The sequence below is a fragment of the Cyclobacterium sp. 10D3-21 genome, from assembly GCF_055809755.1.
Genome location: NZ_CM147924.1, coordinates 2,834,077 through 2,858,090 on the forward strand (window position 1 = coordinate 2,834,077; position 24,014 = coordinate 2,858,090).

The following is a 24,014-nucleotide window of genomic DNA, read 5'->3' on the forward strand; positions in this document are numbered from 1 at the left end:
AAATGACCCAATTATTTAAAGTTAAATGTTCCATTAAAGCCTATGCATTAAATTTCAAATTTGAGGCAGGAACCAGTAGAGGAATACTTAAAGAGAAAAAAACGTATTTTATTCAAGTCACTTCGGACCTATATCCAGGGATAATTGGCATGGGGGAAGCAGGCCCTTTAAAAGGGCTTAGCAAGGATGATGTGCCTAACTTTCTGGAAGAAGCCTTTAAGATTTTGAAATTAGTGGAGAAAATGGAATTCCAGGCTAGTCAGGAAATGCTTCTCAGTCAGATTGACAACATGATGCTTCAGAATTTTCCAAGTATCCAATTTGGGCTGGAAACAGCATTGTTAGATCTGATCAATGGAGGCCGTCGAAAAATTTTAGACAATAGTTTTTACGATACAGGTTCCCCACTACCCATAAATGGATTGGTTTGGATGGGGAAGAAGGAATTTATGGAAAGGCAGATTGATCAAAAGATCGAGCAAGGCTACGACTGTATAAAAATGAAAATAGGAGCCATTGATTTCGATCAGGAATGTGAGCTTCTAGGAAAAATACGTTCTCGTTTCTCTAAGGATAAAATTTCTATCCGGGTAGATGCAAATGGCGCATTTGCTCCTCAAGATGCCCTGGGAAAACTGGAAAGGTTAGCCAAATTTGAAATTCATAGTATTGAGCAACCCATTCAACCTGGATTGATAGCTGAAATGGGTGAATTATGTAAGAAATCCCCGATCCCAATTGCTCTGGATGAAGAACTGATAGGAATATATGGTCGAGAAAATAAGCTTCAACTCCTTGAATCGATAAGGCCTCAATTTCTTATTCTAAAACCTACTTTACTTGGTGGTATAGTAGCTATTAGAGAATGGGTGGCCCTTGCCCAACAAACAAGTACTTGCTGGTGGATGACCTCAGCTTTGGAAAGTAATATTGGGTTAAATGCAATTGCCCAACTTACCTCCTCATTGAAAGGTGAAATGCCTCAAGGCTTGGGCACGGGACAATTGTACCATAACAATGTAGACTCTCCATTGAAGATCTCAAAAGGTAAAATAGGCTATGATACCAAGCTTGATTGGAAATTACCTGAAATATTAAACGATTAAATTCAGGTTCTGCTATAGGGTACTTATTCCAGGTTAGCTGCATTTTATCCTTAGCCCATGATTCACAGAGGAACTCTTGGGATAGAAGCCTTTCCAAATAATCAATGGATAGGTAGAAAAACAAGGTCCGTTGGAGATTGAAAATTAGCACTCAATTTATTATTTCTAGCAATTTGATCAGCTCGTATAAAGGCTGTTGCATATATCAAGTATAATCAACTATTTTAGGTACCGTATTTTAAACGCTCAAATAGACTGTTTCACTTTATCTCTTTTAAAAATAAAAAATGCACATTCTATGAAGATAAACCCTTCTTACACCTATATAATATTCTTATCTCTTGTGGCAGCCATTGGAGGGTTTTTGTTTGGGTATGATACTGCTGTTATTTCAGGAACGATTAGTCAAGTGAGTCAACAATTTGAGCTGTCTGTAATCGCTCAAGGCTGGTATGTTGGTTGTGCTTTATTAGGGTCGATAATCGGTGTAAGCTTTGCCGGTGGACTTTCAGATAAATACGGAAGGAAAAAAGTGATGCTCCTTTCAGCAGTTTTATTTTCGATTTCAGCTATAGGTTGTGCCATTGCCAGTAGTTATAATGAATTGATCTTATATAGAATTATAGGAGGAGCGGGTATTGGGATGGTTTCGATTGTTTCGCCAATGTATATATCTGAAGTTGCTCCTTCAGCTATTAGAGGGAGCCTGGTTTCTTTGTATCAGTTGGCCATTACCATTGGGTTTTTGGGTGCCTTTTTAATGAATTTTGAATTATTGAGCATCGCTGAAACGCAACTTTTCAAGGGAAGCCCCTTATTGTCCCAGGTTTTTCATGAGGAAGTCTGGAGGGCAATGTTGGGCATGGAAATCATTCCTGCATTCCTGTTTTTTATCGTGCTGTTGTTTATACCAGAAAGTCCCAGGTGGCTTGTTATTAACAATCAAACCGCTAAAGCAGAAAATGTGTTTGCGAAACTTTACCATTCCGCTGTTATTGGAAAACAAAAAGTAGAGGAAGTATTGAAACAGGCTGACCAGATCTCAGAAAGTAGCTGGGGGCTGCTAAAAAACCCGAAAATTCTAAAGCCGGTACTGCTAGGAATGGCCATTGCCATTCTAGGCCAATTTATGGGCGTCAATGCTGTGCTGTATTATGGGCCAAGTATTTTTGAGCAGTCTGGTTTGAGTGGGGGAGATGCGCTTTATTATCAGGTGATGGTAGGAGTCGTCAACGTCTTAACAACCATTCTGGCCTTGTTTATTATAGATCGTGTAGGAAGGAAAAAACTGGTTTACTTTGGCGTTTCTGGGATGGTTCTTTCTTTACTTTTGATAAGCTTTTATTTTTATGGTAGCGAAATTTATGGCTTACCATCCCTTTTCTTATTGATTCTATTTCTGGCCTACATTTTTTTTACAGCCATATCGATCTCTGCAGTCATTTTTGTTTTGCTATCTGAAATGTACCCCAATAAGGTAAGAGGATTAGCCATGTCAATTGCTGGTTTCTCCCTTTGGGTGGGCACCTATTTAGTAGGTCAATTGACCCCTTGGTTTTTGGAAAATTTGGGGCCTTCAGGTACGTTTCTGTTTTTTGCATTGATGTGCTTTCCCTACTTGTATATAATCTGGAAAAAAATACCCGAGACAGCTGGTAAGAGTTTGGAGGAGATAGAAAATTACTGGTTTGGAAAAGGGATAAAAAATAAATAATTAGTAATGAAGCAATATTTGAATTTATACAAAGAGGAACTACTAAACAATGTGATTCCGTTTTGGGAGAAAAATAGCCCTGATAAAATCAATGGAGGCTATTTTACCTGTCTTGATAGGTATGGGAAAGTATATGACACAGATAAATTCGTTTGGTTGCAAGCCAGACAAGTATGGATGTTTGCCGTGTTGTACGACCGGGTAAAACCAAATAAAGAATGGCTTGATTTGGCCAAGAACGGCGCTGCTTTTTTAATTAAACATGGTAGGGATAAAAATGGAGCCTTTTATTTTTCTTTAGATCAAAAAGGGAATCCATTGGTTCAGCCATATAATATATTTTCTGATTGCTTTGCAGCCATGGCTTTTGCTGCTCTGCACAAAGTGGCACCCTCGGAGGAGTATGCAGAAATAGCCTTGAAGACCTTTGAAAATATTTTGAAACGTAGGGACAACCCAAAAGGCATTTACAACAAAACCTTTCCAGGCACAAGGAATTTAAAAAGCTTTGCTTTGCCCATGATTTTGAGCAATTTAACCCTGGAAATGGAGTCTTTGCTGGATGAGGATAAAGTAGCAACATTGGTTCCAGGTGTTATCCATGAAGTGATGGAGGTGTTTCTTCAAGAAGAAACAGGATTGATATTGGAGAATGTGAATGTGGATGGAAGTTTTTCTGATTCTTATGAAGGTAGATTAACAAGTCCGGGGCATGCCATCGAGGCAATGTGGTTTATGCTTGACCTAAGCCAAAAGTACAATGATGAGGACTTGTGCCAGAAAGCAATCGCTACTGGCTTACGAACGCTTGAATATGGCTGGGATGAGGAGTATGGAGGCATATATTATTTCCTGGATATTTGCGGCCACCCATCCGAAAAGTTAGAATGGAACCAAAAATTATGGTGGGTTCATTTGGAAACATTGGTCTTTTTATCCAAGGCATATGCCATCACAGGCAATAATGAGTGCCTTCAATGGTTTAATAAAGTACATGACTATACTTGGGAACATTTTAAAGATCCCGATTCTCCGGAGTGGTTTGGCTATCTGGACAGATACGGTAAAGTGCAATTGCCTTTAAAAGGTGGCAAATGGAAAGGCTGTTTTCATGTACCACGGGGATTGTATCAAGTCTGGAAAAATTTAGAGAAAATCAAATAATACAATATTCAATTTTTAGCCTATTAAATATAGATAAGATGAATAGAAGAAACTTTATGGGTAAGGTGGTATTGGGTGGTGGAACCATCGCTTCAGCCACACTTACAGGTTTACCGGTACATGCTAGTCAAAACAGGAAAAGTGTGGCCATAAACGAAAGTGGAAAAATATTACAAGCAGATCTGATGGTAGCTGGAGCTGGACTAGGTGGCTGTGCGGCGGCTTTCGCAGCCCTAAGAAATGGTTTGACTGTAGTGATGACAGAAGAGACAGATTGGTTAGGTGGGCAACTATCCCAACAGGGTGTTCCCCCCGATGAACACCAATGGATCGAGTCACATGGTGCACCTGAATTGTACAGGATTTTTAGAGAGAAAATCAGGGATTATTACAAAAGGTATTACCCTTTAACCCCTGAAGCAGCGTCAAACAAATTACTTAACCCAGGTGGTGGATCGGTTTCGCGTCTTTGCTTCGAGCCAAAGGTTGGGCATATGGTTTTGCAGGAAATGTTTGCGGCATATGAAAGTTCTCGCAAACTTATTTTATTGAAACATCACAAGGTAGTAAGGGCAAAAGTAGCTGGGAAAAGAGTGCAGGCATTGATTGCTAAAAACTTGCATACAAACAAGAATGTACTTTTGGAAGGGGAGTATTTTGTGGATGCCACGGAGTTGGGTGACTTGCTTCCTTTGACCGGTACGGCCTATGTTACTGGTAGCGAAGCCAAAGGTGACACTGGAGAATGGCATGCTGGAGTGACCCATAGGCCAGATAACAATCAAGCCTTTACGGTTTGTTTTGCAATTGATTATGTAAAAGGGGAGGATTGGACAATTCCTAAACCTTCAGACTACGATTATTGGAAAAATTTCACTCCTGAGATGAACCCTCCCTGGTCTGGAAAAATGCTTGAACTTAACTACAGCAGCCCAAAAGATCTGGAACCCAAGGAACTTGGATTTCACCCTGAGGGAATAAAGACAGGGAATAGTTTGAACTTGATGGTTTATCGAAAGATTATCTCTCAAGCCAACCATCAGCCGGGGTTTTATCAAGGCGATGCCACCTTGGTCAATTGGCCACAAAATGATTATGTGTCTGGAAATATTGTAGATGTAAGTGAGGATGAATTTAAAAAACACCTGGATGCTGGCAAGCAACAAAGCTTGTCTTTGCTGTATTGGTTGCAAACGGAAGCCCCTAGATCGGATGGTGGCAAGGGCTGGCCTGGACTCAGGTTGAGAAATGACTTAATGGGTACGGAAGATGGCTTGGCAAAATATCCTTATGTGAGAGAGGCCAGGAGAATAAAAGCCCTGTTTACTGTGAAAGAAGAGCATGTGGGGGCTGCCCAACGTGCCCAGGTTTCAGGACTTGAAGGAAAGGCTTTAAAAGCTGCAGATTTTTATGATAGTGTGGGGATTGGTTATTACCATATCGATTTACATCCAAGTTGTGGTGGAGACAATTACATAGATTTTGGTTCCCTGCCATTTCAGATTCCTTTAGGAGCATTGATCCCACAGGAAACGGAAAATCTTTTACCAGCGAATAAAAATATTGGGACCACACATATTACCAATGGTTGTTACCGTTTGCACCCTGTAGAATGGAGTATTGGAGAGGCAGTAGGTATGTTGGTTCCATTTGCGATAAGTAAGAAAGTGAGGCCAAAGGCAGTAAGAGAGGATAGCGATTTGTTAAAAGAATTTCAGTCCTTTGTAAGGTCACAAGGGATTGAGACGGCTTGGCCAGCGACTGATAAGTAGGCTATATCTGTAATAGGCTATGTCCTTTTATTATGAGATTATGCCATTTCACGCGAAAGGAGACAATGGCTATTGTGAATTCAATTGCCAAAAAAAGTGCCTGAAAATATTGCATTTTCAGGCACTTTAAACTTTCTGTTAAAAATTATCTAACCCCGATTTTTTGGATTAACCAATCGTGTCCTTCTTGGCTTTGTTCAGCATAACGCCAATGTGCGGCATCGTGATAGAGAGACAATTCCTTTTTACCAGGTACTACATTATAGGCAGAATACATGGAAGTTGGAGGGCATACATTGTCATTAAAACCCCAGGAATAAAACCCTGGAACTTTTACAAATCTTGCAAAATTAACAACATCATAATACTTTGAAGTTTCAATTTTATCAGGTTGATTGCTCCATTCGTCTTTGAATAATTGAGGCCAACCTCCGGCACGGCCGTGTAGGTAACCTGTAAGGTCTGATAGAGCTGGATAATAGCTCACCAGGTATTTGATTCTTTCATCCAGGCCTGCGGTAATGATAGATAAGGCACCTCCCTGGCTTCCGCCCATCACGCCAATATTTTCACCATCAAATTCCTCTTGTGCAAAAATAAAGTCTACGGCTCTCACGCAACCTAAATATACCCTCTTGTAATAATATTTGTCTTTATTATCAAGAAAGATTCTATTGTAGCCATTTAAGGCACCTGCACCTAAATCCTGATACAAAGAGGACTCATATAGATTGACAGGGATGCCATGAATTCCAATCTGTAAAGAGATGACATCCTGATTAAAGTTGGCCCCAGAGTAAGGTCTGATTCCGGCTCCTGGCACATGTAGAATGGCAGGATATTTCCCAGGTTTTTTAGGCTTGGTTAATATCCCGTAAATGTCACCACTGATGTTCTTAAAGGAAACATGGTAAACATTGGTATGGTGGGTTGAACGTTCTGGCATTAGTGTGAGTACAGGTTCCAAAGGAATCTTTTTTAATGCCTCTTTGCCTTCATCCCAAAATGCTTTGAAGTCATCAGGTAAGGTAGTCGTTGGTTGGATAGCCAAAGGTGTCACACCAGCAGTGCCTGTGTTTCTATAGGTTTCTCCATTTTCTTTATAGGTTACCTGACACCTGACAAAACCAGGAACATCTAGTTTCCCTCCTTTAATTGTGGTCGTCCCTTTTTTTAGGGTGCTGGTTCCTGTTAAGACCGGATCCATTTTTTCCGGACCAATTTCATATTCTATTTCAGCCCCTTCTATTAACTTCCCGAATTTATATACCGCCACATTAAATGAAATGTTATCGCCTTTTTGATAAATCATGTCTGAAGAAGAGGGGCTTACCATTATTCGGATAAGCTGGCCTTGTTGGGATTGTCCCAAGGCTAGTTGGCTGAAGATTAGTCCAACGAAAAGTAATAAGAAATAACATTTTTTCATTGATATATGATTTTGGTTAAAATTGGTAAAAACTACTGCTTTATGGTTCATTAATCCATTTATAGAATAGTAGCATTCTTTAATCCCGAAAATACAATAATTCTGCTTTTCTAGGGTAATGATGCGTGAAAATTCATTGTCAATTCCTCCTTTTGTCTTCACCAGGATTTTCCCAAACCGCATGTTTCAACTCATCTAAGTTTTTAAGAATTTTTAACTTTATTCAAAACTTAATTCAAGTTGAAGGTTAAATTAGGTTAATAGGCCATTAGCAGACGATTTTAAAAATATATTAATGAGTTGAAATAGGAAAAATCCATTATTTTGGCCAAATTTGTGGCTACCCGGAGAAATAATACCCAATTATCTTGAAGATAGTACTGGATTGACATGGGTTTTTTTCAGAACACTTGCTCTTCCTGATGAATAACATTTCAATTATTTGGGAAGCATTTACTGGAAGATCGGGTTAATATCTGGATGAAACTAACGTAAGAACAAAAAATAATTTATGGCAAAATCGAAAGAAACTTTTAATAAAAAAGAAAAAGAGAAAAAAAGATTAAGGAAGAAGAAAGAGAAGGAAGAAAAAAAAGAGGTAAGGAAATCCAATTCCAATAAAGGAGGAGACCTGGATGATATGATTGCCTATGTAGACGAAGATGGGAATATCACTTCAACGCCTCCTGATCCTACAGTTAAGAAGAAAAAAATTGAGCTTGAAGACATCGAAGTAAGTGTGTCTAAGCAAGCACCGATTGATCCGGAAGATCTCAGAAGAAAAGGTAAAGTTACTTTTTTCAATGAATCCAAAGGATACGGGTTTATCAAAGATTTAGAATCTCAGGATAGTATATTCGTCCATGTAAAAGGACTGGTTGATGATGTCAGAGAAAATGATCAGGTAACCTTTGAAACTGAGAAAACTCCTAAAGGTTTAAGTGCTATTGATGTAAAATTGGCCACTTAATCCTTAAATCATTTTATATAAATTCCTTTTGCTAAGACGTGGAACAGCTATTGCGCTACCATCTTTTTGCTTAAGAAAATATTTGCCTATAGGCACCATTAAATTGTTAAAATCCATCCAAAAAAAATCGTGTTCTGGTTTTTGCAAGGATGGATTTTTTATTTACAATAAATTCTTGTCCAGCCCAATTTTTTACATTTACATGGCTATATAAAACCACCTCAAGACCATTCAAATAACAGAATTTGAGGTGGTTTTTGGGTGTTTAGAATGGTGTTGGAAATGCGCCTATATTAGGTTAAATAAATAGGGTGATTTGATACCAGCATTAAAAATGGGCTTTATCCCAATAGAATTTTTTTTATTTCGTCCCAAGTATTTACCCTTTCATGTTTTCCCGGATTGGATTGCTCATTGTGAGGCTGTGTGAAAAGAAAAGTTTTACCAGCAAAACCATTGAGATTTTTAAAATGATCATCGATCATGATGTCCGTTTTAATTATCTCTTTTGAGCCGCAAAATACCATTTGTTGCCAGCTGATAAACGGGAAATATCTGTTAAGCCAAGTGTGTTTTTCTGACAGACTTAGCGGAAACTCAGTGGCAGCAGAGACAATAAAAATTTTATACTGCTTTGATAATTCCTCTACAACTTCCTGTCCTCCGGGAATGAGTGGAACTGTTTCAAAGAAACCTATGGTATTCACATGCTTTAAAAGGTGAGGAAAGGCTTCTGCTTCAGACATTCCCACCATGTCACTTCTTTGTAGGGTTATGCCGCTTTCAGTATAATGCATATCAATAAATTGCTGATAAACATCTGCCAGTACACCGTCCATATCTATGGCAATGGTTTTCATGAATCTTTATTATTTAAAGCATCAACCAATTGGCGATTAAGTTTCCGTTCTCTTTCCAATGTGTTTCTTCGGTGCAAATCGAATTCCTCCCTAAGGTCTTCAAGGCTTTGCTGTGTTTCAGCTGTTATTTGATGACTTCTCTTAAATCGGAAATAAGAAATAGCCAATATTAAAATTAAGAGTATTATTATACCCCATACCAGATTATTGTAAAAGTTCTTGTGCAATAACATACCAAACATGCTAAAGCTATCTTTTTCTTCAACAGCCCTATCATAATCAGCGATGGTGGTGGTAAGCCGCTGATTTAAATCGTTAATTTGCATTTTGTTTTCCTGCAGTGTGGTTTTTAATTCCTGTATAGTGGATTGGTATCCTTTTATAGAGTCCAATATATTGGATTGCAGTTTTTCTAGGGAACGGAATTTGATTACTTTGTACTCTTGGTAGTTTGTTGAAACCTTTTTTAAATAGTCAAATTGTTGTTCGATCGTACCATTTTCTAACCCTTCAGATTCAGCAGCAGGTTGTTCCTGAGCAGATAGTTTTAAGCTTAGTGATAGAAATAAGGTGAATAAAAAATAGCGAATCATCATAATGCAATTGGTTAATTTTTTAATTAATCTATTCTTGTATAATCAATTTCTGTGCAAAATAAACAAAATTTCAATGTTTTGTCCATTTGTTCTCAGTACAATTTGCATCTCCATTTTTGAATCAAAATTTAAATGCAAACAATAGTGATCCATAAAAATCTACCTTTATGAACATTCACTATTTAGGTAACTCCAAATCTAGTTTATTTTAAATTCAGATTAATCCTCATTGATGGATTGTAAAATGCAATTACATGCCATACGAATCTCTTCTTTACTGATGGTAAGTGGTGGTGCTATGCGCATGGCATTGTCACAGTATAAAAACCAGTCTGTAATGACTCCACCTTCTATACAGCGGTCTATAATTGGTTTTAATACTTCAAAAGAGTCGAAAGCTACTGCCATCATCAGTCCTTTATTTCTAATCTCCTTGATTTTGGGATGTTTCAACAAGCTTTTGAACAATTCTGCTTTCTCATCAACTTGTTCGACTAAGTTTTCATCTAAAATCGCTTTGATGGTAGCCAGAGATGCTGCGGCACTCACGGGATGTCCACCAAAAGTAGTTATATGACCCAGTAAGGGGTTTTCCTTGAAAACATCCATGATCTCCTTAGAAGAAATGAAAGCCCCAATTGGCATTCCACCACCCATACCCTTGGCACATACCAAAATATCTGGCTGTATTCCAAAATGCTCAAAAGCCCAAAACTTCCCTGTTCTACCGAACCCAGCTTGCACCTCATCGAATATAAGTAGCGTTCCAGTCTCGTCACACTTTTCACGCAAGGCCTTGAAATAATGCTTGTCTGCCACCCTAATTCCTGCTTCACCTTGTACTGTTTCTAATATTATGGCAGCCGTTTCTGTGGTAATAAACTTAAGTTGGTCTTCGATTCCATAGGCTATATTTCTTATACCAGGTAGCAAGGGTCTGTAAGCTCGCTTGAAAAGCTCATTCCCACCGATTGATAATGCTCCGTGTGAAGAACCATGGTAAGCGTCTGTACAGGAGATGATTTCCCTCCGGTTGTTGTATCTTTTCGCTAGTTTTAAAGCACCTTCGATCGCTTCACTACCGCTATTGACCAGGTATACATTGTCTAATTCTTTAGGAAGAGTCTTTACCAATGCTTGTGCCAGAAGTGTTTGAGGTTGCTGGATGTATTCTCCGTAGACCATCAAATGAAGGTATTTATCCAATTGACCCTGGATAGCTGCCAAAACTTTTGGATGACGGTGGCCAATGTTGCTTACCCCAATTCCAGCAATTAAGTCCATGTATTTTTCACCATTTGGACCATACAGAAATACTCCCTCTGCTTTTTCTATTTCTATCATCAGAGGGAAATCAGTGGTTTGAGCCAAATGAGATAAAAATAACTGTCGGTTGTTCATAATTAATAATACAAATGGAAATATCCTGTTTCTAGCACAGTTAATCGCAGTAATAGTTGGTTTTAATAGGATGAAAAACAAAAGTAATCATAATAAGTCCTGTAATGAAACCCTTATCAATGAAGGTGGGTTTAAAACATTTTTTTAGTGAGAATTATTGGGTAGTCATCCATTGAATTGTCCATGTATGATAAAATTAATGCCCTTATTTTAGGGTTTATCTGGTACAAATCACTTAATTTGAAATTTACAAATTCATAAACCAAAAATATACCAATGAAATCAAAATTCTTTTATTTGTTTTTAGTATTGGGTGTCAGTGGAACCTTTTCTGTGACAGCTCAGGAAAAAGAAATTAAATTACCACCCCAAGCTACTGAATTTTATGAGCCGGTTGTGCAACCAGTGAGTCCTGGGAACGAGAATCACCTGCCCCCTGCAGATGCCATAGTGCTTTTTAATGGAAGTAGTTTGGATGCCTGGGTAAGTGAGAAGGATGGGAGCTTTCCTAAATGGGAAGTGAAAGACGGTGTTTTTACCGTAGTAGCCAAAACTGGAGGAATCCAGACCAAAGAAACTTTTGGTGATGTTCAGGTACACTTAGAATGGCGTTCTCCAAGTGTAGTTAAAGGAGACGGTCAAGGCCGTGGTAATTCAGGCTTTTTCTTAATGGGGAAATATGAATTACAGATTTTGGATTCGTATGATAACAAAACCTACTCCAACGGACAAGCTGCAAGTATTTATAAACAACACCCACCTTTGGTAAATGCTACCCGCCCACCTGGTGAATGGAATACTTACGATGTGGTTTTTACTGCCCCTCGGTTTGATGCGAAAGGCATGTTAATAAGCCCAGCGAGAATTACAGTTTTTCACAATGGAATCCTTGTTCAAAACAATGTAACACTTAAAGGTCCAACACAATATATAGGTATACCTCATTATGTAGCGCATGACGCGGAGTTACCATTTCATATCCAAGATCATGGGAACCCAGTTAGTTTTAGAAATATATGGGCCAGAAAGTTAGATTGATCCATTCATTTGTCTAAACATACTTAATGATGAATTCCAGAAGAAAATTTATTCATAAATCGTTGCTTACCTCTGCGGGGCTAGCAACTTTGCCTAATTTTTTGTCAGCTGAGCATTTGAGCGCGCGTGCTACCCGAATAGGAGCAAATGACCAAATTAATTTCGGGTTGATTGGTTGCAATGGTATGGGGTGGTCAAATATGCACAGCCATTTGCGTATACCTGAAGTCAACTGTGTAGCATTGGCGGATGTAGACCAAAGCGTATTGGATAAACGTACGGAAGATGTTTATAAGCTAAGAGGAAAAAGGCCTAAACAATACAAGGATTACAGGCTGATGCTTGAAGATCCCAACATTGATGCGGTAATTATCGGTACACCCGATCACTGGCATTGCCTGAACTTGATAGATAGTCTTTCAGCAGGTAAGCATGCCTATACCGAAAAGCCTTTAGCCAATTCTATTGAAGAATGTAACCTGATGGTTAAAGCCGCTGATCGATACGGTAAATTGATTCAGGTGGGACAGTGGCAACGAAGTGGATCGCAATATGCTCAAGCCATAGAAATGGTAAAATCAGGTAAACTAGGAAATATCAGGTTGGTCAAAACCTGGGCTTACCAAGGATGGATGAATCCTGTTCCAAAGTTACCCAATAGTCAGCCTCCTGCTGGTGTAGATTATAAAATGTGGCTTGGACCTGCGCCAGACAGACCTTTCAATGCCAATCGATTTCATTTCAATTTCCGTTGGTTTTGGGATTATGCCGGTGGGTTGATGACAGACTGGGGTGTACATGAAATTGACATTGCCCTGCATGCTATGGGAGTAAGTGCTCCAAAATCTATCATGGCTTCAGGAGGCAAATTGGCTTATCCGGATGACGCTTCAGAAACACCTGATACCTTGCAAACAGTCTATGAATACGACGGGTTTAATATGCTATGGGAACATGCCACAGGTATTGATGGAGGGAATTATGGCACTACTGAGGGGATCGCTTTTATTGGAAACAATGGCACCCTTGTGGTAAACCGAGGTGGTTGGAAAGTGATCGCCGAAACTGAAAACGTAAATGGCACCAAAAAAGAGAAAATTGAGGCCATGGAACTTGTTAAACCTGAGGGGTCTGCTCAGAGGATTCATTGTAAGAATTTCGTGGAAGCGATGAAAGCCAATGATCCTTCCATGCTAAACTGCGGAATTAAAACGGGTTCCATTGCGGCAATAAATGCCCATATGGGGAATATTGCCTATAAATTAGGTGAGAAAATTTATTGGGACGCAGACAAAGGCCAATTTACAAGTGGCAAAGCAAATAAATTAATTAAAGCCAATTACAACAACGGGTGGAAGTTACCAAAAGTGTAATCAAAATTTAATTTACAATCTAAAGGGATGCATTCATGCATCCCTTTTTTTGAAATATCTTTCACGACCTAAAAACAAATACTCTTTTCGGTTCAATAGTTTTCCAACATCTTTTTTATATGCCCTTTGGCGTCGAACATGTCTTGAAATTCATCCTTAATGACATGTCCTTTATCCAATAAATAAGTGACTCGTTTTGGAATACCAAGGATAGGCACCAATGCGTCGTATTTTTTGCACACTTCGCCACTCATGTCTGACAACAGCTCAAATGGCAGTTTATTTTCTTTTTTAAAGCGTAGATGGGTTTCCATATCGTCCCTGCTAATTCCGATAACAGGAAGGTCTAAATCTCGGAATTCCTCAAATTGATCTCTAAATTCACAGGCTTGGGCAGTACAGCCACCTGTAAAGTCCTTTGGATAAAAATATATAATACATGCTTTACCGAAGAGATCTCTAGAAAGCTTAAAATCAGAACCTGATGTGGAAGGTAACGTGAAGTCTGGTGCTTTTTGTCCTTTTCTTAATCCCATTTTTTTAAACACTTAAACAAATTTTAAGAGAATTAGTTTTGTTTTGCTCCTTTTATCTGTTTTTAGGAACCAATTTTTATAGAAAGTGCTTTTAATGGGGTAATTTTTATTTACGATTAAATAAGACGGTTTGAGTAATTCAAGTGTAAAGCACATGTTGCTGGCGGTGTGTTTTTTCGCACTGATGAATGTAGCTGTGAAGTTTTTGCCCCATATTCCTGCCATTGAAATAATCCTTTTTCGCTCTGTATTTAGCCTTGTTTTTAGTTACCTGGTTTTAAAGCGCAAACATGTTCCAGTATTGGGGAACAACAAGCGATTGTTGGTGATAAGAGGTGTAGTGGGCTCCGTGGGCTTAATTACATTTTTCTATACCTTACAGAATATTCCCCTGGCAAGTGCGGTAACCATTCAATACCTAGGCCCTATCTTCACGAGTATTTTAGGCATTTTTATAGTAAAAGAGAAAGTTAAACCCATGCAATTCGTTTTTTTTGCAATTGCCTTTTTAGGGGTAATAACGATCGAAGGATTTGACCCCAGAATTGATATCTTATTTTTAGGAATAGGGATTGTCTCTGCTTTGTTTTCTGGCTTGGCATACAATGTGATCAGAAAGCTCAAAAATACCGAGCATCCATTGGTGATTGTGTTTTACTTTCCACTTGTCACTATTCCTGTTGCGGGAGTGCTTAGTTATTTTTTCTGGAAACAGCCTGAAGGCTGGGATTGGGCTTTATTGCTTTTGATCGGAGCTTTGACTCAACTAGCGCAGTATTATATGACCATGGCTTATCAAAATGCAAATTTGGCAAAAGTGGCTAACCTTAATTATATTGGGATAATCTATGCTTTAGGTTTTGGATACATTCTTTTTGACGAGACCTATAATTTATTTACTTACGGGGGCATGTTATTGGTTCTTTCAGGAGTTATCCTTAACTTTTTATATGTAAGAAAACCAAAATCAAAATAATGGGTCAAAATGTGGTTTAAGCCGCTTAATCCCGTAAATTTGAGATTTATAGCACCGCATTATATGAAAATCACCAAAGACCTTTATCACAGCTCTCTAACCCTACTGACTGATTATTACCAATTTACCATGGCTTATGCCTATTGGAAAGCGGGTAAAGCAGAGGAAGAGGCCATCTTCAACCTGTTTTTTCGAAAAAATCCTTTTCAAAGTGGATTCACAATAGCAGCAGGCCTGGATTATGTGATCGATTATTGCAGAAATATGAAGTTTGGTGACAATGACCTGGCTTTTTTAGCTGAAATGAAAGAGACCAATGGTGAAAAAGTTTTTGAAAGCGGATTCATTGAATACCTGAAAAACATGACTTTTAGCTGTGACATAGATGCGGTAGAGGAGGGAGAAGTAGTGTTTCCAAACATGCCAATGGTAAGGGTCAAAGGCCCATTGATCCAATGCCAGCTTTTAGAGACTCCTTTGTTGAACATCATCAATTTCCAAACTTTGATAGCCACTAAGGCTGCAAGGATTGTTTTGGCGGCCAATGGCGACCCTGTAATGGAGTTTGGCTTGAGAAGGGCGCAAGGGATCGATGGAGCACTTGCAGCCAGTCGGGCATCCTATATTGGCGGCTGTGCCTCTACTTCAAATGTTATGGCGGCCAAGCTTTTCGGTATACCGGTTTCTGGAACACATGCTCACAGTTGGATCATGTCATTTGATACTGAATTGTCAGCTTTTGAATCCTATGCTGAAACCTTCCCAGACAATACAACCTTATTGGTAGATACTTATGATATCGTTCAAGGTGTCAAAAATGCCATAGTGATAGCCGAGAAGCTAAAAGAAAAAGGCAAAGAATTAAAAGGAATAAGAATAGATTCTGGCGATTTGGCTTACTTTAGTAACCTCGCTAGAAAAATGTTAAATGAAGCAGGGTTCCCCAATGTTAAGATCGTGGCCAGTAATGACCTAGATGAACATATTGTCACCTCTTTGAAGATGCAGGAAGCGTCTATTGATATTTGGGGGGTAGGGACGAAACTGGTAACTGCTTATGATCAGCCTGCTCTTGGTGCGGTATACAAGTTATCGGCTTTGAAAAGTAAAGACGGAGACTGGGTTCCAAAAATTAAATTGTCCCAACAATCTATAAAAATAAATATACCCGGGTTCCATAATGTATTGAGATATACTTCTAAAGGGAAAGCCATAGCGGATATGATTTACCTTGAGGGTATGGATCAAAGTGATACCGTTACCATTATAGACCCTATTGACCCTACCCGAAGGAAAAAGATTTCTGTAGACCATGCTGAAGTAGAGGTGCTTCTAAAGCCGATTTTCAGCAAAGGGGAAAAAATTTACAATCGACCAAGTCTCCAACAAATCAGGCAACGTACCCAGGACCAGTTAGCCATTTTTGATAAAACCCATAAAAGGCTAATTAACCCACACATATATCCAGTAGGACTGGAAGCAAATTTGTATGAGTATAGGACAGCATTGGTATTGAAAGCTAAAGCAATGGACAATGGTAATTGACCAGAAAAAGAGTGCCCTCATCATAGTAGATGTACAAAATGACTTTTTGCCGGGGGGAGCACTTGCTGTAGGTGACGGGGATGAAGTTATACCCGTTATCAATAGCATTCAGGATAAATTTGACCTGATAGTTGCTACTCAGGATTGGCATCCGGCCAACCATGGAAGTTTTGCTGCCAATCATCCCGGTAAAGAAGTTGGTGACTTCATAAACCTAAAGGGTGTTAATCAGTACTTGTGGCCCATCCACTGCGTAGAAAATTCAGAAGGGGCAGGTTTTCCTAAGTCGCTACAGGGGCAAACCTGGAACAAAATATTTAAAAAAGGCACCAATCCTGAAGTTGATTCTTACAGTGGTTTTTTCGATAATGGGAAGATAGAAGAAACCGGATTAGGTGACTTCTTAAAAAGTCAAGGTGTAGAAAAAGTATTTGTAACTGGTTTAGCAGCTGATTATTGTGTCAAATATACCGTGCTAGATGCTTTGGATTTAGGATTCAAAACCTATTTATTGAAGGACGCTACCAAAGGTGTGAATATTTCCCCGAACGATACAAAAGACGCATTCAAAGAAATGGAAAATAAGGGAGCCATTCTAATTCAAAGCAGTGCATTGCTTTAACCAGCTCAATATTATTGATATCCTTCGCTAATCTGGATATCGTAATAGTAATTCTGCCAGCCTGTCCCTCCCTTTTTGACAGCTCATTTCATCATACAATGGAGGACAAGCCTATTAAAAAATTGGGTTAAAATAAAATCGAAAAAAGTTGATTAAGAGGTAATAAAAAACCCTCCAGAAATGGTAACTGAAGGGTTTTAAATTATACGTATATGTTTTTGAATTAAACTTCAGGCTCTTTGGTTGCGTGTAATTTGCCCATTTCCTGGTCGATAGTCCATAGCCCAATACCTTCCTCACCTATTATATCGAAAATCTCCAAGGCTCTTCTTGCAAGGGTTTCTTCTTCACGTTGTTCAGTGACATACCACTGCATAAAACTGAAGGTGGCAAAATCTTTCACGTTGAAACAATGATCTACAATGATGTTGATAGACTTTGTAACTTCAATTTCATGTTCAAGAATCAATTCAAAAACCTCTCTTAGAGAATTAAAATGCTGCCTGATATTCGTGACTTCGGGTTGGATTGCATGTCCACCGGCCTCATTGATATACCTGAATAATTTAAGCATATGCCCTCTTTCTTCTTCTGCATGATCATACAAAAATCGAGCAGAATTGGAAAATCCCTGCATCTCTGCCCATGAAGCCATAGAGAGGTAGTAGGCAGAAGATTTGCCTTCCATTTCCACTTGTTTGTTAAGCTTTTCCTCAGTATCCATCAGTAATGACCTTTTTAAGGTCACAATTTCTTTTTCTTTAGTTTTCATAATTGTTTTATTTCTAGGTTAATTGAGCAACTATCCTCTTTTTTTAAAGCTTTTTGGCTGCATTATTCACTTTCCATCACTTTCTAGTTGCATATTAAAAGATAAATATAGTTATTTTCATTGGCCATTCTCCAAATGTGAATGTGCAAATCCTAATTTTAAACCATTCTAAGGAAGTACCATAAATTCAATTTTACTTGCAAATTCCATTGTATGGAATACCCTGTGTGTTGCTTTAATGAAATCTTCATTTTCAGCTTCAAAAATGTTCTCAATGTATTTTTGAGGATTTCTGTCTATCAAAGGGAACCAGGTACTTTGCACCTGAATCTGGATTTTATGGCCTTTTTTAAAGGTGTGAAATACGTCCTGTAACCTGAAATCTACCGCAGATATTTGGTCTGGAACAAATGGTATTGGAAATTCAAAACTCTCCCTATACCTTCCTCTGAGCACCTCTGATCGAACCATAAGGTGGTAATTGCCCAAATCAACACCATCCAACACATACTCATGGTTGGGGTAATCCCCAGGGTATACGTCTATTAATTTCACGATCCAGTCTGCATCAGTTTGAGAAGTGGCTACTTTCAAACGAGCCATAATCTCGCCAGCTAAGGTCATGTCTTCCTTTAAGACCTCAGTTTCAAAGGTTAAAACGTCGGGCCTTCTGGCTGCAAACCGTTGATCATCTGCCATGTATTTTCGAGGGGTGAAGTTTAATTTAATGTCCTGGCTATAGGGTATAGGTTTGGCGGGATCGGATATATAAGTAGAAAACCTGTCTCCTTTAGGCATTGTTGTTGAAAGCTTGCCTTCATCTTGCAGGTAGAAACTTTTCCATTGGCTGTTTTTTGGAGGCCATTCATCGAATTTTTCCCATTTATGCTTTCCTGTATCAAACATATATGCTTCTGGAAGGGCTGGTTTACCCTCGGCAGATTCCTTTAAGAAATGATTGAAAAATTCACGTTCTATATTCTTTTGGTACCAGGAAGAAATAGAATCACCAAAGTAAATGTTTGAAACAATTTGATGGCCTGTCTCCCTTGACCAATCGCCGTGAGACCATGGACCCATAACGAGGGCATTATAGGTGTTAGGATTGTTGCTTTCAATGGTTTTATAAATAGTAAGTGGCCCGTAAAGATCCTCTGCATCAAACCAGCCACCTACAATCAATACTGCTGGTTTCACATCCTTTAGGTGAGGAATGATACTTCTCTTTTGCCAAAAGGAATTGTAATCGGGGTTATCCTTTAACTGTTGCCAGAAGAAATTATCCTCACCATACCATTTATCGGCATTTTTGAGTGAACCCATATCCATGAAAAATTGGTAGCCATCATTGGTTTCTGGGTTAACCATGCCATACCAGGCTTCCTCTGTGGGGCCTTCTTTCTGGTAGCCAAAAACTGTTGTTGCCAACCAGTAACTTAACAAATATGCGCCATTGTGATGGAAATCATCAAAGTAAAAATCTCCTATTGGTGCTTGGGGGGAAACTGCTTTGAGATTGGGATGTGAAAACGGAAGGGCAGCAGCACTATAAAACCCAGGATAACTTATTCCCCAGATACCGACTTTTTCATTGTGGTTTTCTACATTGGCGAGCAACCATTCGATGGTGTCAAAGGTATCGGTACTTTCGTCTATCTCCTTAGAATTAACCCTTCTTTCTGAAAGTGTGGGGCGCATGTTGTCATACAAGCCTTCAGACATCCATCTGCCCCTCACATCCTGGTAAACAAATATATAGCCGTCCTCCATTAAAAAAGGAGAGGGGCCCAGTTTGTTTTTCATTTTACCCAGTCCATAGGGGCCTGCACTGTAGGGCGTCCTTTGCATCAAAATAGGATATTGCTTTGATTTGTCTTTAGGAGTATATACAACGGTGTGTAGATGGACCCCATCCCGCATAGGAATGTCATGTTCTGATTTTTCATATAGTATACCTACCTCATTGACCTCTTGGGTAAATGCAGGATGTAGGCAGACCAGGAATAAGGTTAAAAGGACCAAAATGGTACGGATGTTTTTCAGGCTCATATTTTGTTTATTAGTGTCCATTGCTGTTAATAAAGATATTGTATTTTACCCTAAATTGCTCTCAAATTGCTTAGCTTTGCTATTAATATAATCCTTATTTTATTGATTTAGGATAAAATCGTACAAAGAATTTATTCTAAATCATTGATAAACAGTTAAAGTTGAATTTGTAAATCCAATAAATGAAGACCATTGCCTTAATTCCTGCAAGATTTGGAGCCACTCGCTTCCCTGCAAAGTTGTTAGCGGATTTGAGAGGAAAACCATTGATCGCCAGAACCTATTTGAGTACACTGGCTACGGGTGTTTTTGATGAGGTTATGGTGGTGACAGATCATCAATCAATCGCCGATGCTGTAAGCAAAGAAGGAGGTAAAGTGTTTTTTAGTCAAAAGGCACATGAAAGTGGTTCTGATAGGATAGCAGAGGCAGCAGCTTCGATTGAAGCAGACATAATTGTAAATGTGCAAGGAGATGAACCTTTTCAAGACAAGGAGTCACTATCTAACTTGGTTGCAGCATTTGAGGATAAAACCGTGGAGGTAGCTTCACTTATGTCACCTATAAAGGAAACTAGCCTTATAATTAACCCCAATATTGTGAAGGTAGTTACTGACAAGAATAACTTTTCCCTTTACTTTAGTCGTTCCCCTATACCTTTCCAGAGAAATGAAACTTCTTCTCCTGAGTATTTCCGCCATATAGGGATTTATGCCTATAAAAAGGAGCTTTTGATGTCATTTACCAAATGGGAAAAGTCCCTATTGGAAAATGTTGAAATGCTTGAACAATTGAGATTGTTAGAAAATGGTATTCGCATAAAAATGGTATCTACTAACCATCAGGCGGTAGCAATAGATGTTCCTGAGGATCTTGAAAGGGCGCTTATTTATTACGACAAACACTTTTCCAAATAAACTTTTTTGAATAGCATTCGGAGGGTACTATAACTAAGGTCAGGATTATTCTTCCAGGTTCAGTAAGTTCAAGGTGTGTACAGCTACAAAGCCAGCAGTTTCAGTTCTTAAACGGTGCTTGCCAAGGGAACAAGGTTTAAATCCATTTTCAATAGCGGAAGTAATTTCTTTAGGACTAAAATCACCTTCAGGACCTATCAACACCAAATAGGATTGATTGGGAGTAGTTTGATGGATAAGGTGCTTGCCATTGTCTTTATCTACATAGGCGATAAAGCGTTCATGTGTTTGAAAAGCTGCGTCAGAAATGAATTTGTCGTAGTCTACAATAGGGTTTATTATGGGTAACCATGTTTTAAAACTCTGTTTGCAAGCAGAAATAAGTTTTTTCTGAAGTCTATCCAGTTTAATGGTTGGCCGTTCAATATGCGCAGTTTTTAGAAAGGTAATTTCATTGAATCCTACCTCTCCGATTTTCTCCAGCATCCATTCCATCCTGTCCATATTTTTAGTAGGAGCGATGGCCAGGTGAATATGGTATTTATCCATAGGGGTGAAGCGCTGCTCCACTATTTTTAGTCGACATTTTTTTGGGTTGTTGTCTTCAATATGGCAGGTAAACAAAGACCCTTTTCCATTCGTGAACAACACGGTGTCTCCTATGTTTTTCCTTAATACCTTACCTAAGTGGTTGGATTCCTGAGTATCCAATGTAAATACGTCCCCGTTAATCTCCTCTTCATAAAAAAGCTGCATGGTATTGTCGTTTATTCCTACGAATTTATAAAATTAACCGCAAAGGTTAAACAGGATTTGTTTATTATTGTAATAGAAATCTGTTTGTTGAAAACGAAATAAATTTAATGATGGTAACCAATTCTGATCTTGCCCAAAAGATTTTTAATACAAGCAATTTGGAGTGGCAATCCTGGCTTGAAGAAACTCTTGCTTCGTTTAATTGTGTAACGGGTACATTGCATGTATTAAATAAAGATACTGGACTATTAGAGCTTAAGGCTCAGGTAGGAATTCCAGACTTTCTCTTACCAAAAATGAGTACCATTCCTGTGGGCAAAGGTATGGCTGGAATTGCTGCTGAAAGAATGGAAGCAGTCCAAGTATGTAATTTACAAACAGATGATTCAGGAGTAGTGAGGCCAGGTGCTAAAGACACAAAGGTAGAAGGAGCCATCACAGCCCCTATGATCTTAGAAGGGAAGCTATATGGTACTTTGGGTATAGCAATGAAAGATCCCTATGAATTTAATGAGGAAGAAACGAAAGCTTTGATGGAGATAGCTGCAGCCTTAGCCACAAAAGTAAAGGCTTAATATTAAATAGGCATTAGACATGCCCTTTAGTGACAGCATAGAAAATAACAGTAACTCATTGCTGTTTTATTCAATAGCGATAAAAATTGAGCTTTAGCCTTCAAATATCAAGTATATTTTGTAAAAAAGCCTCTCAATACTAACCCTTTTAATGAGAGTTATAATTGAGGGGCTTTTCTATGTGAGTGGGTAAGGGGGGGTTAATTTTATTATACCTTCACAAAAATCTTTAAACGGTAAAGGATGTATAAAAACACCCAAACCAGAAGGAGCGCACCGAAGGCTTGAAAAACAGGATGCCATTCTTCAGCAAGTGGGGAATAAAGACCAGCAAATAACTTCTCACTAGTGAAGCGAAAGTTGATAAAACTGTAAGCAAAATAAATGGTTAGAGAGTTAAGGCCTATTACCTGAAAGAAAAAAGCCCATTTTCTTATTTTCCAAACATCTATTACCACGTAGAACAAAAGTAGAGTTAAGAAGCTCATACCGCTAGTTAATAGGATAAAAGAGCTGCTCCACAAGTGCTTGTTGATTGGGAAATGTAATCCCCATACCAAACCTAATAGTATAGCCGTAATTCCTGCAATGGCCAGGTATTTTATTTTCTTGGTATCCAACCATGCTTTTCCTAGAATTTCTCCAGCCAATGTGCCAAATAGGGTTAGGCAGAGCGCAGGAATTTGAGTTAAAATGCCTAATTCATCAAAAATATCTTGTTTAAGAATTCCAGGTAAAAAAGTACGGTCAAACCAACCGACTAAATTTCCTTCAAAACTTAAATCACCCGCTCCATATCCAGGAACAGGAATTAGAAATAAGGCAGCATAATAAAGCAAAAGGATTATAATTGCAGCACCTAATCTTTTATAGAAATCAAAATTCAAATAAATCAAAGTAGACACAAAAGTAGCAATACCGATTCTACCCAATACACTCCCAAATCTTATTTGTGAGGGTTCGAAAAATGGGACAGGTGAGTTTTTAAACAAAATCCCCAGAAGAATGAGAACCAGCATTCTTGTGAATGTTTTTTTATAAAGGGTTTTTTTGGACATACCCAATGATCTGCCCTTGTTGAGAGAGAACGTTAACGAAACCCCAGCAATAAATAAAAACAAAGGAAAAATAAAATCATAAAAAGAAAACCCATTCCAGGCGGGGTGGTAAAATTGTCCAGCTACCCAGTCTACGGCTGATATACCTGTTTTACCTTTTAAAAGTACTATAAATGAACCAGCTCCTGCAATAAGCAACATGTCAAACCCTCTTAATGCATCTATAGAGAGTAGCCTTTTGGAAGCTGTGGGTGAAGAAGTAACCGGAGAATTTTTCTCTGGACCATTTTGATTGATGGGTGGGTTTGTCATGACGAAGACTTTCAGTAAATTTGGGGAGTTATTTAAATAACTTAATACTCCCAATTTATTTTAAATTTTTGTAATTAAAAAGGAATTTTATTTCATTAACCATAAAAGAAATGGGAAGGAAGGGGTAAGTTTTGATAATATCTGGTATTATAATATTATGATGAATAAAAGAAGATATTTTTTAAAAATAGGAAGTTTGACTGATTTGGTTGCATTGACTGGATTGGGCACTGATATAAAAACTCAAAATATTAAAGTTAAAAGCCCCCATCGCCCATTGGATATGGACGTATATGAAGCGGCGGCCTGGAGTGTTATAGGGCCTTTAAGTGAAAGGTCTGTAGCCAATAGAGGAGAAACACTCAATATTCCCGATTTTACCAGAGGCGCTTGGAGAAACAATACCCCTGTAGATGTAACTTTGTCCCTTGGAGGCAATACCAATATTTTACCTGATCATGGGTAGCAAATAT

22 protein-coding genes are annotated in these 24,014 nt (G+C 38.5%); 13 read left to right on the forward strand and 9 right to left on the reverse strand.

Going from position 1 to position 24,014, the window contains the following annotated elements:
* Window positions 1-2 precede the first annotated feature (2 nt).
* The 4 genes from AC0L7T_RS11455 (at window position 3) to AC0L7T_RS11470 (ending at window position 5,756) form a co-directional block, all read left to right on the forward strand.
* On the forward strand, window positions 3-1,106 hold the full coding sequence (locus tag AC0L7T_RS11455) for an o-succinylbenzoate synthase (RefSeq protein ID WP_473342772.1): 1,104 nt from the start codon (window positions 3-5) through the stop codon (window positions 1,104-1,106).
* A 298-nt stretch (window positions 1,107-1,404) separates the two neighbouring features.
* Window positions 1,405-2,820, forward strand: a complete 1,416-nt coding sequence (locus AC0L7T_RS11460) for a sugar porter family MFS transporter (RefSeq protein WP_473342773.1) — start codon at window positions 1,405-1,407, stop codon at window positions 2,818-2,820.
* A 6-nt stretch (window positions 2,821-2,826) separates the two neighbouring features.
* Entirely contained in the window at window positions 2,827-3,984 is a 1,158-nt protein-coding gene (locus AC0L7T_RS11465) for a n-acyl-d-glucosamine 2-epimerase (protein WP_473342774.1), read from the forward strand.
* Window positions 3,985-4,022: 38 nt separating this feature from the next.
* Window positions 4,023-5,756: an FAD-dependent oxidoreductase gene (locus tag AC0L7T_RS11470; protein ID WP_473342775.1), complete on the forward strand. Its 1,734-nt coding sequence runs from the start codon at window positions 4,023-4,025 to the stop codon at window positions 5,754-5,756.
* Between the two features lie 145 nt (window positions 5,757-5,901).
* Here AC0L7T_RS11470 and AC0L7T_RS11475 read toward each other — a convergent pair whose 3' ends face one another.
* The gene (locus AC0L7T_RS11475) at window positions 5,902-7,185 is read right to left on the reverse strand and encodes an acetylxylan esterase (protein WP_473342776.1); all 1,284 of its coding nucleotides are present in this window, start codon (window positions 7,183-7,185) and stop codon (window positions 5,902-5,904) included.
* Between the two features lie 511 nt (window positions 7,186-7,696).
* Here AC0L7T_RS11475 and AC0L7T_RS11480 point away from each other — a divergent pair.
* Window positions 7,697-8,155, forward strand: a complete 459-nt coding sequence (locus tag AC0L7T_RS11480) for a cold-shock protein (protein WP_048644070.1) — start codon at window positions 7,697-7,699, stop codon at window positions 8,153-8,155.
* A 341-nt stretch (window positions 8,156-8,496) separates the two neighbouring features.
* On the opposite strand, the gene AC0L7T_RS11485 is transcribed toward AC0L7T_RS11480, so the two are convergent.
* From AC0L7T_RS11485 to AC0L7T_RS11495, 3 genes are all read right to left on the reverse strand, one after another.
* The gene (locus AC0L7T_RS11485; protein WP_473342777.1) at window positions 8,497-9,015 is read right to left on the reverse strand and encodes a 5' nucleotidase, NT5C type; all 519 of its coding nucleotides are present in this window, start codon (window positions 9,013-9,015) and stop codon (window positions 8,497-8,499) included.
* On the reverse strand, window positions 9,012-9,611 hold the full coding sequence (locus AC0L7T_RS11490; RefSeq protein ID WP_473342778.1) for a hypothetical protein: 600 nt from the start codon (window positions 9,609-9,611) through the stop codon (window positions 9,012-9,014). Before AC0L7T_RS11490 ends, AC0L7T_RS11485 begins: the two co-directional genes overlap by 4 nt.
* Window positions 9,612-9,830: 219 nt before the next feature.
* A complete protein-coding gene (locus tag AC0L7T_RS11495) occupies window positions 9,831-11,012 on the reverse strand; it encodes an aspartate aminotransferase family protein (protein ID WP_473342779.1) in 1,182 nt (393 codons plus the stop codon).
* Window positions 11,013-11,288: 276 nt separating this feature from the next.
* Here AC0L7T_RS11495 and AC0L7T_RS11500 point away from each other — a divergent pair, with 276 nt between their 5' ends.
* Together AC0L7T_RS11500 and AC0L7T_RS11505 are read left to right on the forward strand one after the other, a co-directional pair.
* Entirely contained in the window at window positions 11,289-12,050 is a 762-nt protein-coding gene (locus tag AC0L7T_RS11500; RefSeq protein WP_473342780.1) for a 3-keto-disaccharide hydrolase, read from the forward strand.
* 29 nt (window positions 12,051-12,079) lie between these two features.
* Window positions 12,080-13,423, forward strand: a complete 1,344-nt coding sequence (locus AC0L7T_RS11505; RefSeq protein ID WP_473343364.1) for a Gfo/Idh/MocA family protein — start codon at window positions 12,080-12,082, stop codon at window positions 13,421-13,423.
* Between the two features lie 92 nt (window positions 13,424-13,515).
* Here AC0L7T_RS11505 and AC0L7T_RS11510 read toward each other — a convergent pair whose 3' ends face one another.
* Complete coding sequence (locus tag AC0L7T_RS11510) at window positions 13,516-13,959, reverse strand: peroxiredoxin (protein ID WP_473342781.1); 444 nt, start codon at window positions 13,957-13,959, stop codon at window positions 13,516-13,518.
* A 154-nt stretch (window positions 13,960-14,113) separates the two neighbouring features.
* On the opposite strand from AC0L7T_RS11510, the gene AC0L7T_RS11515 reads away from it, so the two are divergent.
* The 3 genes from AC0L7T_RS11515 (at window position 14,114) to pncA (ending at window position 17,102) form a co-directional block, all read left to right on the forward strand.
* Entirely contained in the window at window positions 14,114-14,935 is an 822-nt protein-coding gene (locus tag AC0L7T_RS11515; protein WP_473343365.1) for a DMT family transporter, read from the forward strand.
* Window positions 14,936-14,998: 63 nt separating this feature from the next.
* Window positions 14,999-16,480 (forward strand): nicotinate phosphoribosyltransferase, encoded by a 1,482-nt coding sequence (locus tag AC0L7T_RS11520; protein WP_473342782.1) that lies wholly within the window; start codon window positions 14,999-15,001, stop codon window positions 16,478-16,480.
* The gene (pncA, locus tag AC0L7T_RS11525; RefSeq protein WP_473342783.1) at window positions 16,470-17,102 is read left to right on the forward strand and encodes a bifunctional nicotinamidase/pyrazinamidase; all 633 of its coding nucleotides are present in this window, start codon (window positions 16,470-16,472) and stop codon (window positions 17,100-17,102) included. Before AC0L7T_RS11520 ends, pncA begins: the two co-directional genes overlap by 11 nt.
* A gap of 223 nt (window positions 17,103-17,325) precedes the next feature.
* Here the strand turns inward: pncA and AC0L7T_RS11530 are convergent, their stop codons facing one another.
* A complete protein-coding gene (locus tag AC0L7T_RS11530) occupies window positions 17,326-17,874 on the reverse strand; it encodes a ferritin (RefSeq protein WP_473342784.1) in 549 nt (182 codons plus the stop codon).
* A 168-nt stretch (window positions 17,875-18,042) separates the two neighbouring features.
* Window positions 18,043-19,944, reverse strand: a complete 1,902-nt coding sequence (locus tag AC0L7T_RS11535) for a CocE/NonD family hydrolase (protein ID WP_473342785.1) — start codon at window positions 19,942-19,944, stop codon at window positions 18,043-18,045.
* Between the two features lie 161 nt (window positions 19,945-20,105).
* Here AC0L7T_RS11535 and kdsB point away from each other — a divergent pair, with 161 nt between their 5' ends.
* Window positions 20,106-20,840 carry a 3-deoxy-manno-octulosonate cytidylyltransferase gene (kdsB, locus tag AC0L7T_RS11540; protein ID WP_473342786.1) on the forward strand — a complete coding sequence of 245 codons (735 nt, stop codon included), beginning with the start codon at window positions 20,106-20,108 and terminating at the stop codon, window positions 20,838-20,840.
* A gap of 45 nt (window positions 20,841-20,885) precedes the next feature.
* On the opposite strand, the gene AC0L7T_RS11545 is transcribed toward kdsB, so the two are convergent.
* A complete protein-coding gene (locus AC0L7T_RS11545) occupies window positions 20,886-21,596 on the reverse strand; it encodes a 16S rRNA (uracil(1498)-N(3))-methyltransferase (RefSeq protein WP_473342787.1) in 711 nt (236 codons plus the stop codon).
* A 107-nt stretch (window positions 21,597-21,703) separates the two neighbouring features.
* Between AC0L7T_RS11545 and AC0L7T_RS11550 the strand changes: the two genes are divergently transcribed.
* Window positions 21,704-22,171, forward strand: coding sequence for a GAF domain-containing protein (locus tag AC0L7T_RS11550; RefSeq protein WP_473342788.1), 468 nt, complete (start codon window positions 21,704-21,706; stop codon window positions 22,169-22,171).
* Between the two features lie 209 nt (window positions 22,172-22,380).
* Here AC0L7T_RS11550 and AC0L7T_RS11555 read toward each other — a convergent pair whose 3' ends face one another.
* A complete protein-coding gene (locus AC0L7T_RS11555; protein ID WP_473342789.1) occupies window positions 22,381-23,541 on the reverse strand; it encodes an acyltransferase family protein in 1,161 nt (386 codons plus the stop codon).
* A 157-nt stretch (window positions 23,542-23,698) separates the two neighbouring features.
* Between AC0L7T_RS11555 and AC0L7T_RS11560 the strand changes: the two genes are divergently transcribed.
* Entirely contained in the window at window positions 23,699-24,007 is a 309-nt protein-coding gene (locus tag AC0L7T_RS11560) for a hypothetical protein (RefSeq protein ID WP_473342790.1), read from the forward strand.
* The last annotated feature ends 7 nt before the right edge of the window (window positions 24,008-24,014 follow it).

Bases quoted from the DNA above. Each gene is read 5' to 3' on its own strand.
- AC0L7T_RS11455 (WP_473342772.1), top strand. From the start codon at position 3: ATGACCCAATTATTTAAAGTTAAATGTTCCATTAAAGCCTATGCATTA.
- AC0L7T_RS11460 (WP_473342773.1), top strand. From the start codon at position 1,405: ATGAAGATAAACCCTTCTTACACCTATATAATATTCTTATCTCTTGTG.
- AC0L7T_RS11465 (WP_473342774.1), top strand. From the start codon at position 2,827: ATGAAGCAATATTTGAATTTATACAAAGAGGAACTACTAAACAATGTG.
- AC0L7T_RS11470 (WP_473342775.1), top strand. From the start codon at position 4,023: ATGAATAGAAGAAACTTTATGGGTAAGGTGGTATTGGGTGGTGGAACC.
- AC0L7T_RS11475 (WP_473342776.1), bottom strand. From the start codon at position 7,185: ATGAAAAAATGTTATTTCTTATTACTTTTCGTTGGACTAATCTTCAGC.
- AC0L7T_RS11480 (WP_048644070.1), top strand. From the start codon at position 7,697: ATGGCAAAATCGAAAGAAACTTTTAATAAAAAAGAAAAAGAGAAAAAA.
- AC0L7T_RS11485 (WP_473342777.1), bottom strand. From the start codon at position 9,015: ATGAAAACCATTGCCATAGATATGGACGGTGTACTGGCAGATGTTTAT.
- AC0L7T_RS11490 (WP_473342778.1), bottom strand. From the start codon at position 9,611: ATGATGATTCGCTATTTTTTATTCACCTTATTTCTATCACTAAGCTTA.
- AC0L7T_RS11495 (WP_473342779.1), bottom strand. From the start codon at position 11,012: ATGAACAACCGACAGTTATTTTTATCTCATTTGGCTCAAACCACTGAT.
- AC0L7T_RS11500 (WP_473342780.1), top strand. From the start codon at position 11,289: ATGAAATCAAAATTCTTTTATTTGTTTTTAGTATTGGGTGTCAGTGGA.
- AC0L7T_RS11505 (WP_473343364.1), top strand. From the start codon at position 12,080: ATGAATTCCAGAAGAAAATTTATTCATAAATCGTTGCTTACCTCTGCG.
- AC0L7T_RS11510 (WP_473342781.1), bottom strand. From the start codon at position 13,959: ATGGGATTAAGAAAAGGACAAAAAGCACCAGACTTCACGTTACCTTCC.
- AC0L7T_RS11515 (WP_473343365.1), top strand. From the start codon at position 14,114: ATGTTGCTGGCGGTGTGTTTTTTCGCACTGATGAATGTAGCTGTGAAG.
- AC0L7T_RS11520 (WP_473342782.1), top strand. From the start codon at position 14,999: ATGAAAATCACCAAAGACCTTTATCACAGCTCTCTAACCCTACTGACT.
- pncA (WP_473342783.1), top strand. From the start codon at position 16,470: ATGGTAATTGACCAGAAAAAGAGTGCCCTCATCATAGTAGATGTACAA.
- AC0L7T_RS11530 (WP_473342784.1), bottom strand. From the start codon at position 17,874: ATGAAAACTAAAGAAAAAGAAATTGTGACCTTAAAAAGGTCATTACTG.
- AC0L7T_RS11535 (WP_473342785.1), bottom strand. From the start codon at position 19,944: ATGGACACTAATAAACAAAATATGAGCCTGAAAAACATCCGTACCATT.
- kdsB (WP_473342786.1), top strand. From the start codon at position 20,106: ATGAAGACCATTGCCTTAATTCCTGCAAGATTTGGAGCCACTCGCTTC.
- AC0L7T_RS11545 (WP_473342787.1), bottom strand. From the start codon at position 21,596: ATGCAGCTTTTTTATGAAGAGGAGATTAACGGGGACGTATTTACATTG.
- AC0L7T_RS11550 (WP_473342788.1), top strand. From the start codon at position 21,704: ATGATGGTAACCAATTCTGATCTTGCCCAAAAGATTTTTAATACAAGC.
- AC0L7T_RS11555 (WP_473342789.1), bottom strand. From the start codon at position 23,541: ATGACAAACCCACCCATCAATCAAAATGGTCCAGAGAAAAATTCTCCG.
- AC0L7T_RS11560 (WP_473342790.1), top strand. From the start codon at position 23,699: ATGATGAATAAAAGAAGATATTTTTTAAAAATAGGAAGTTTGACTGAT.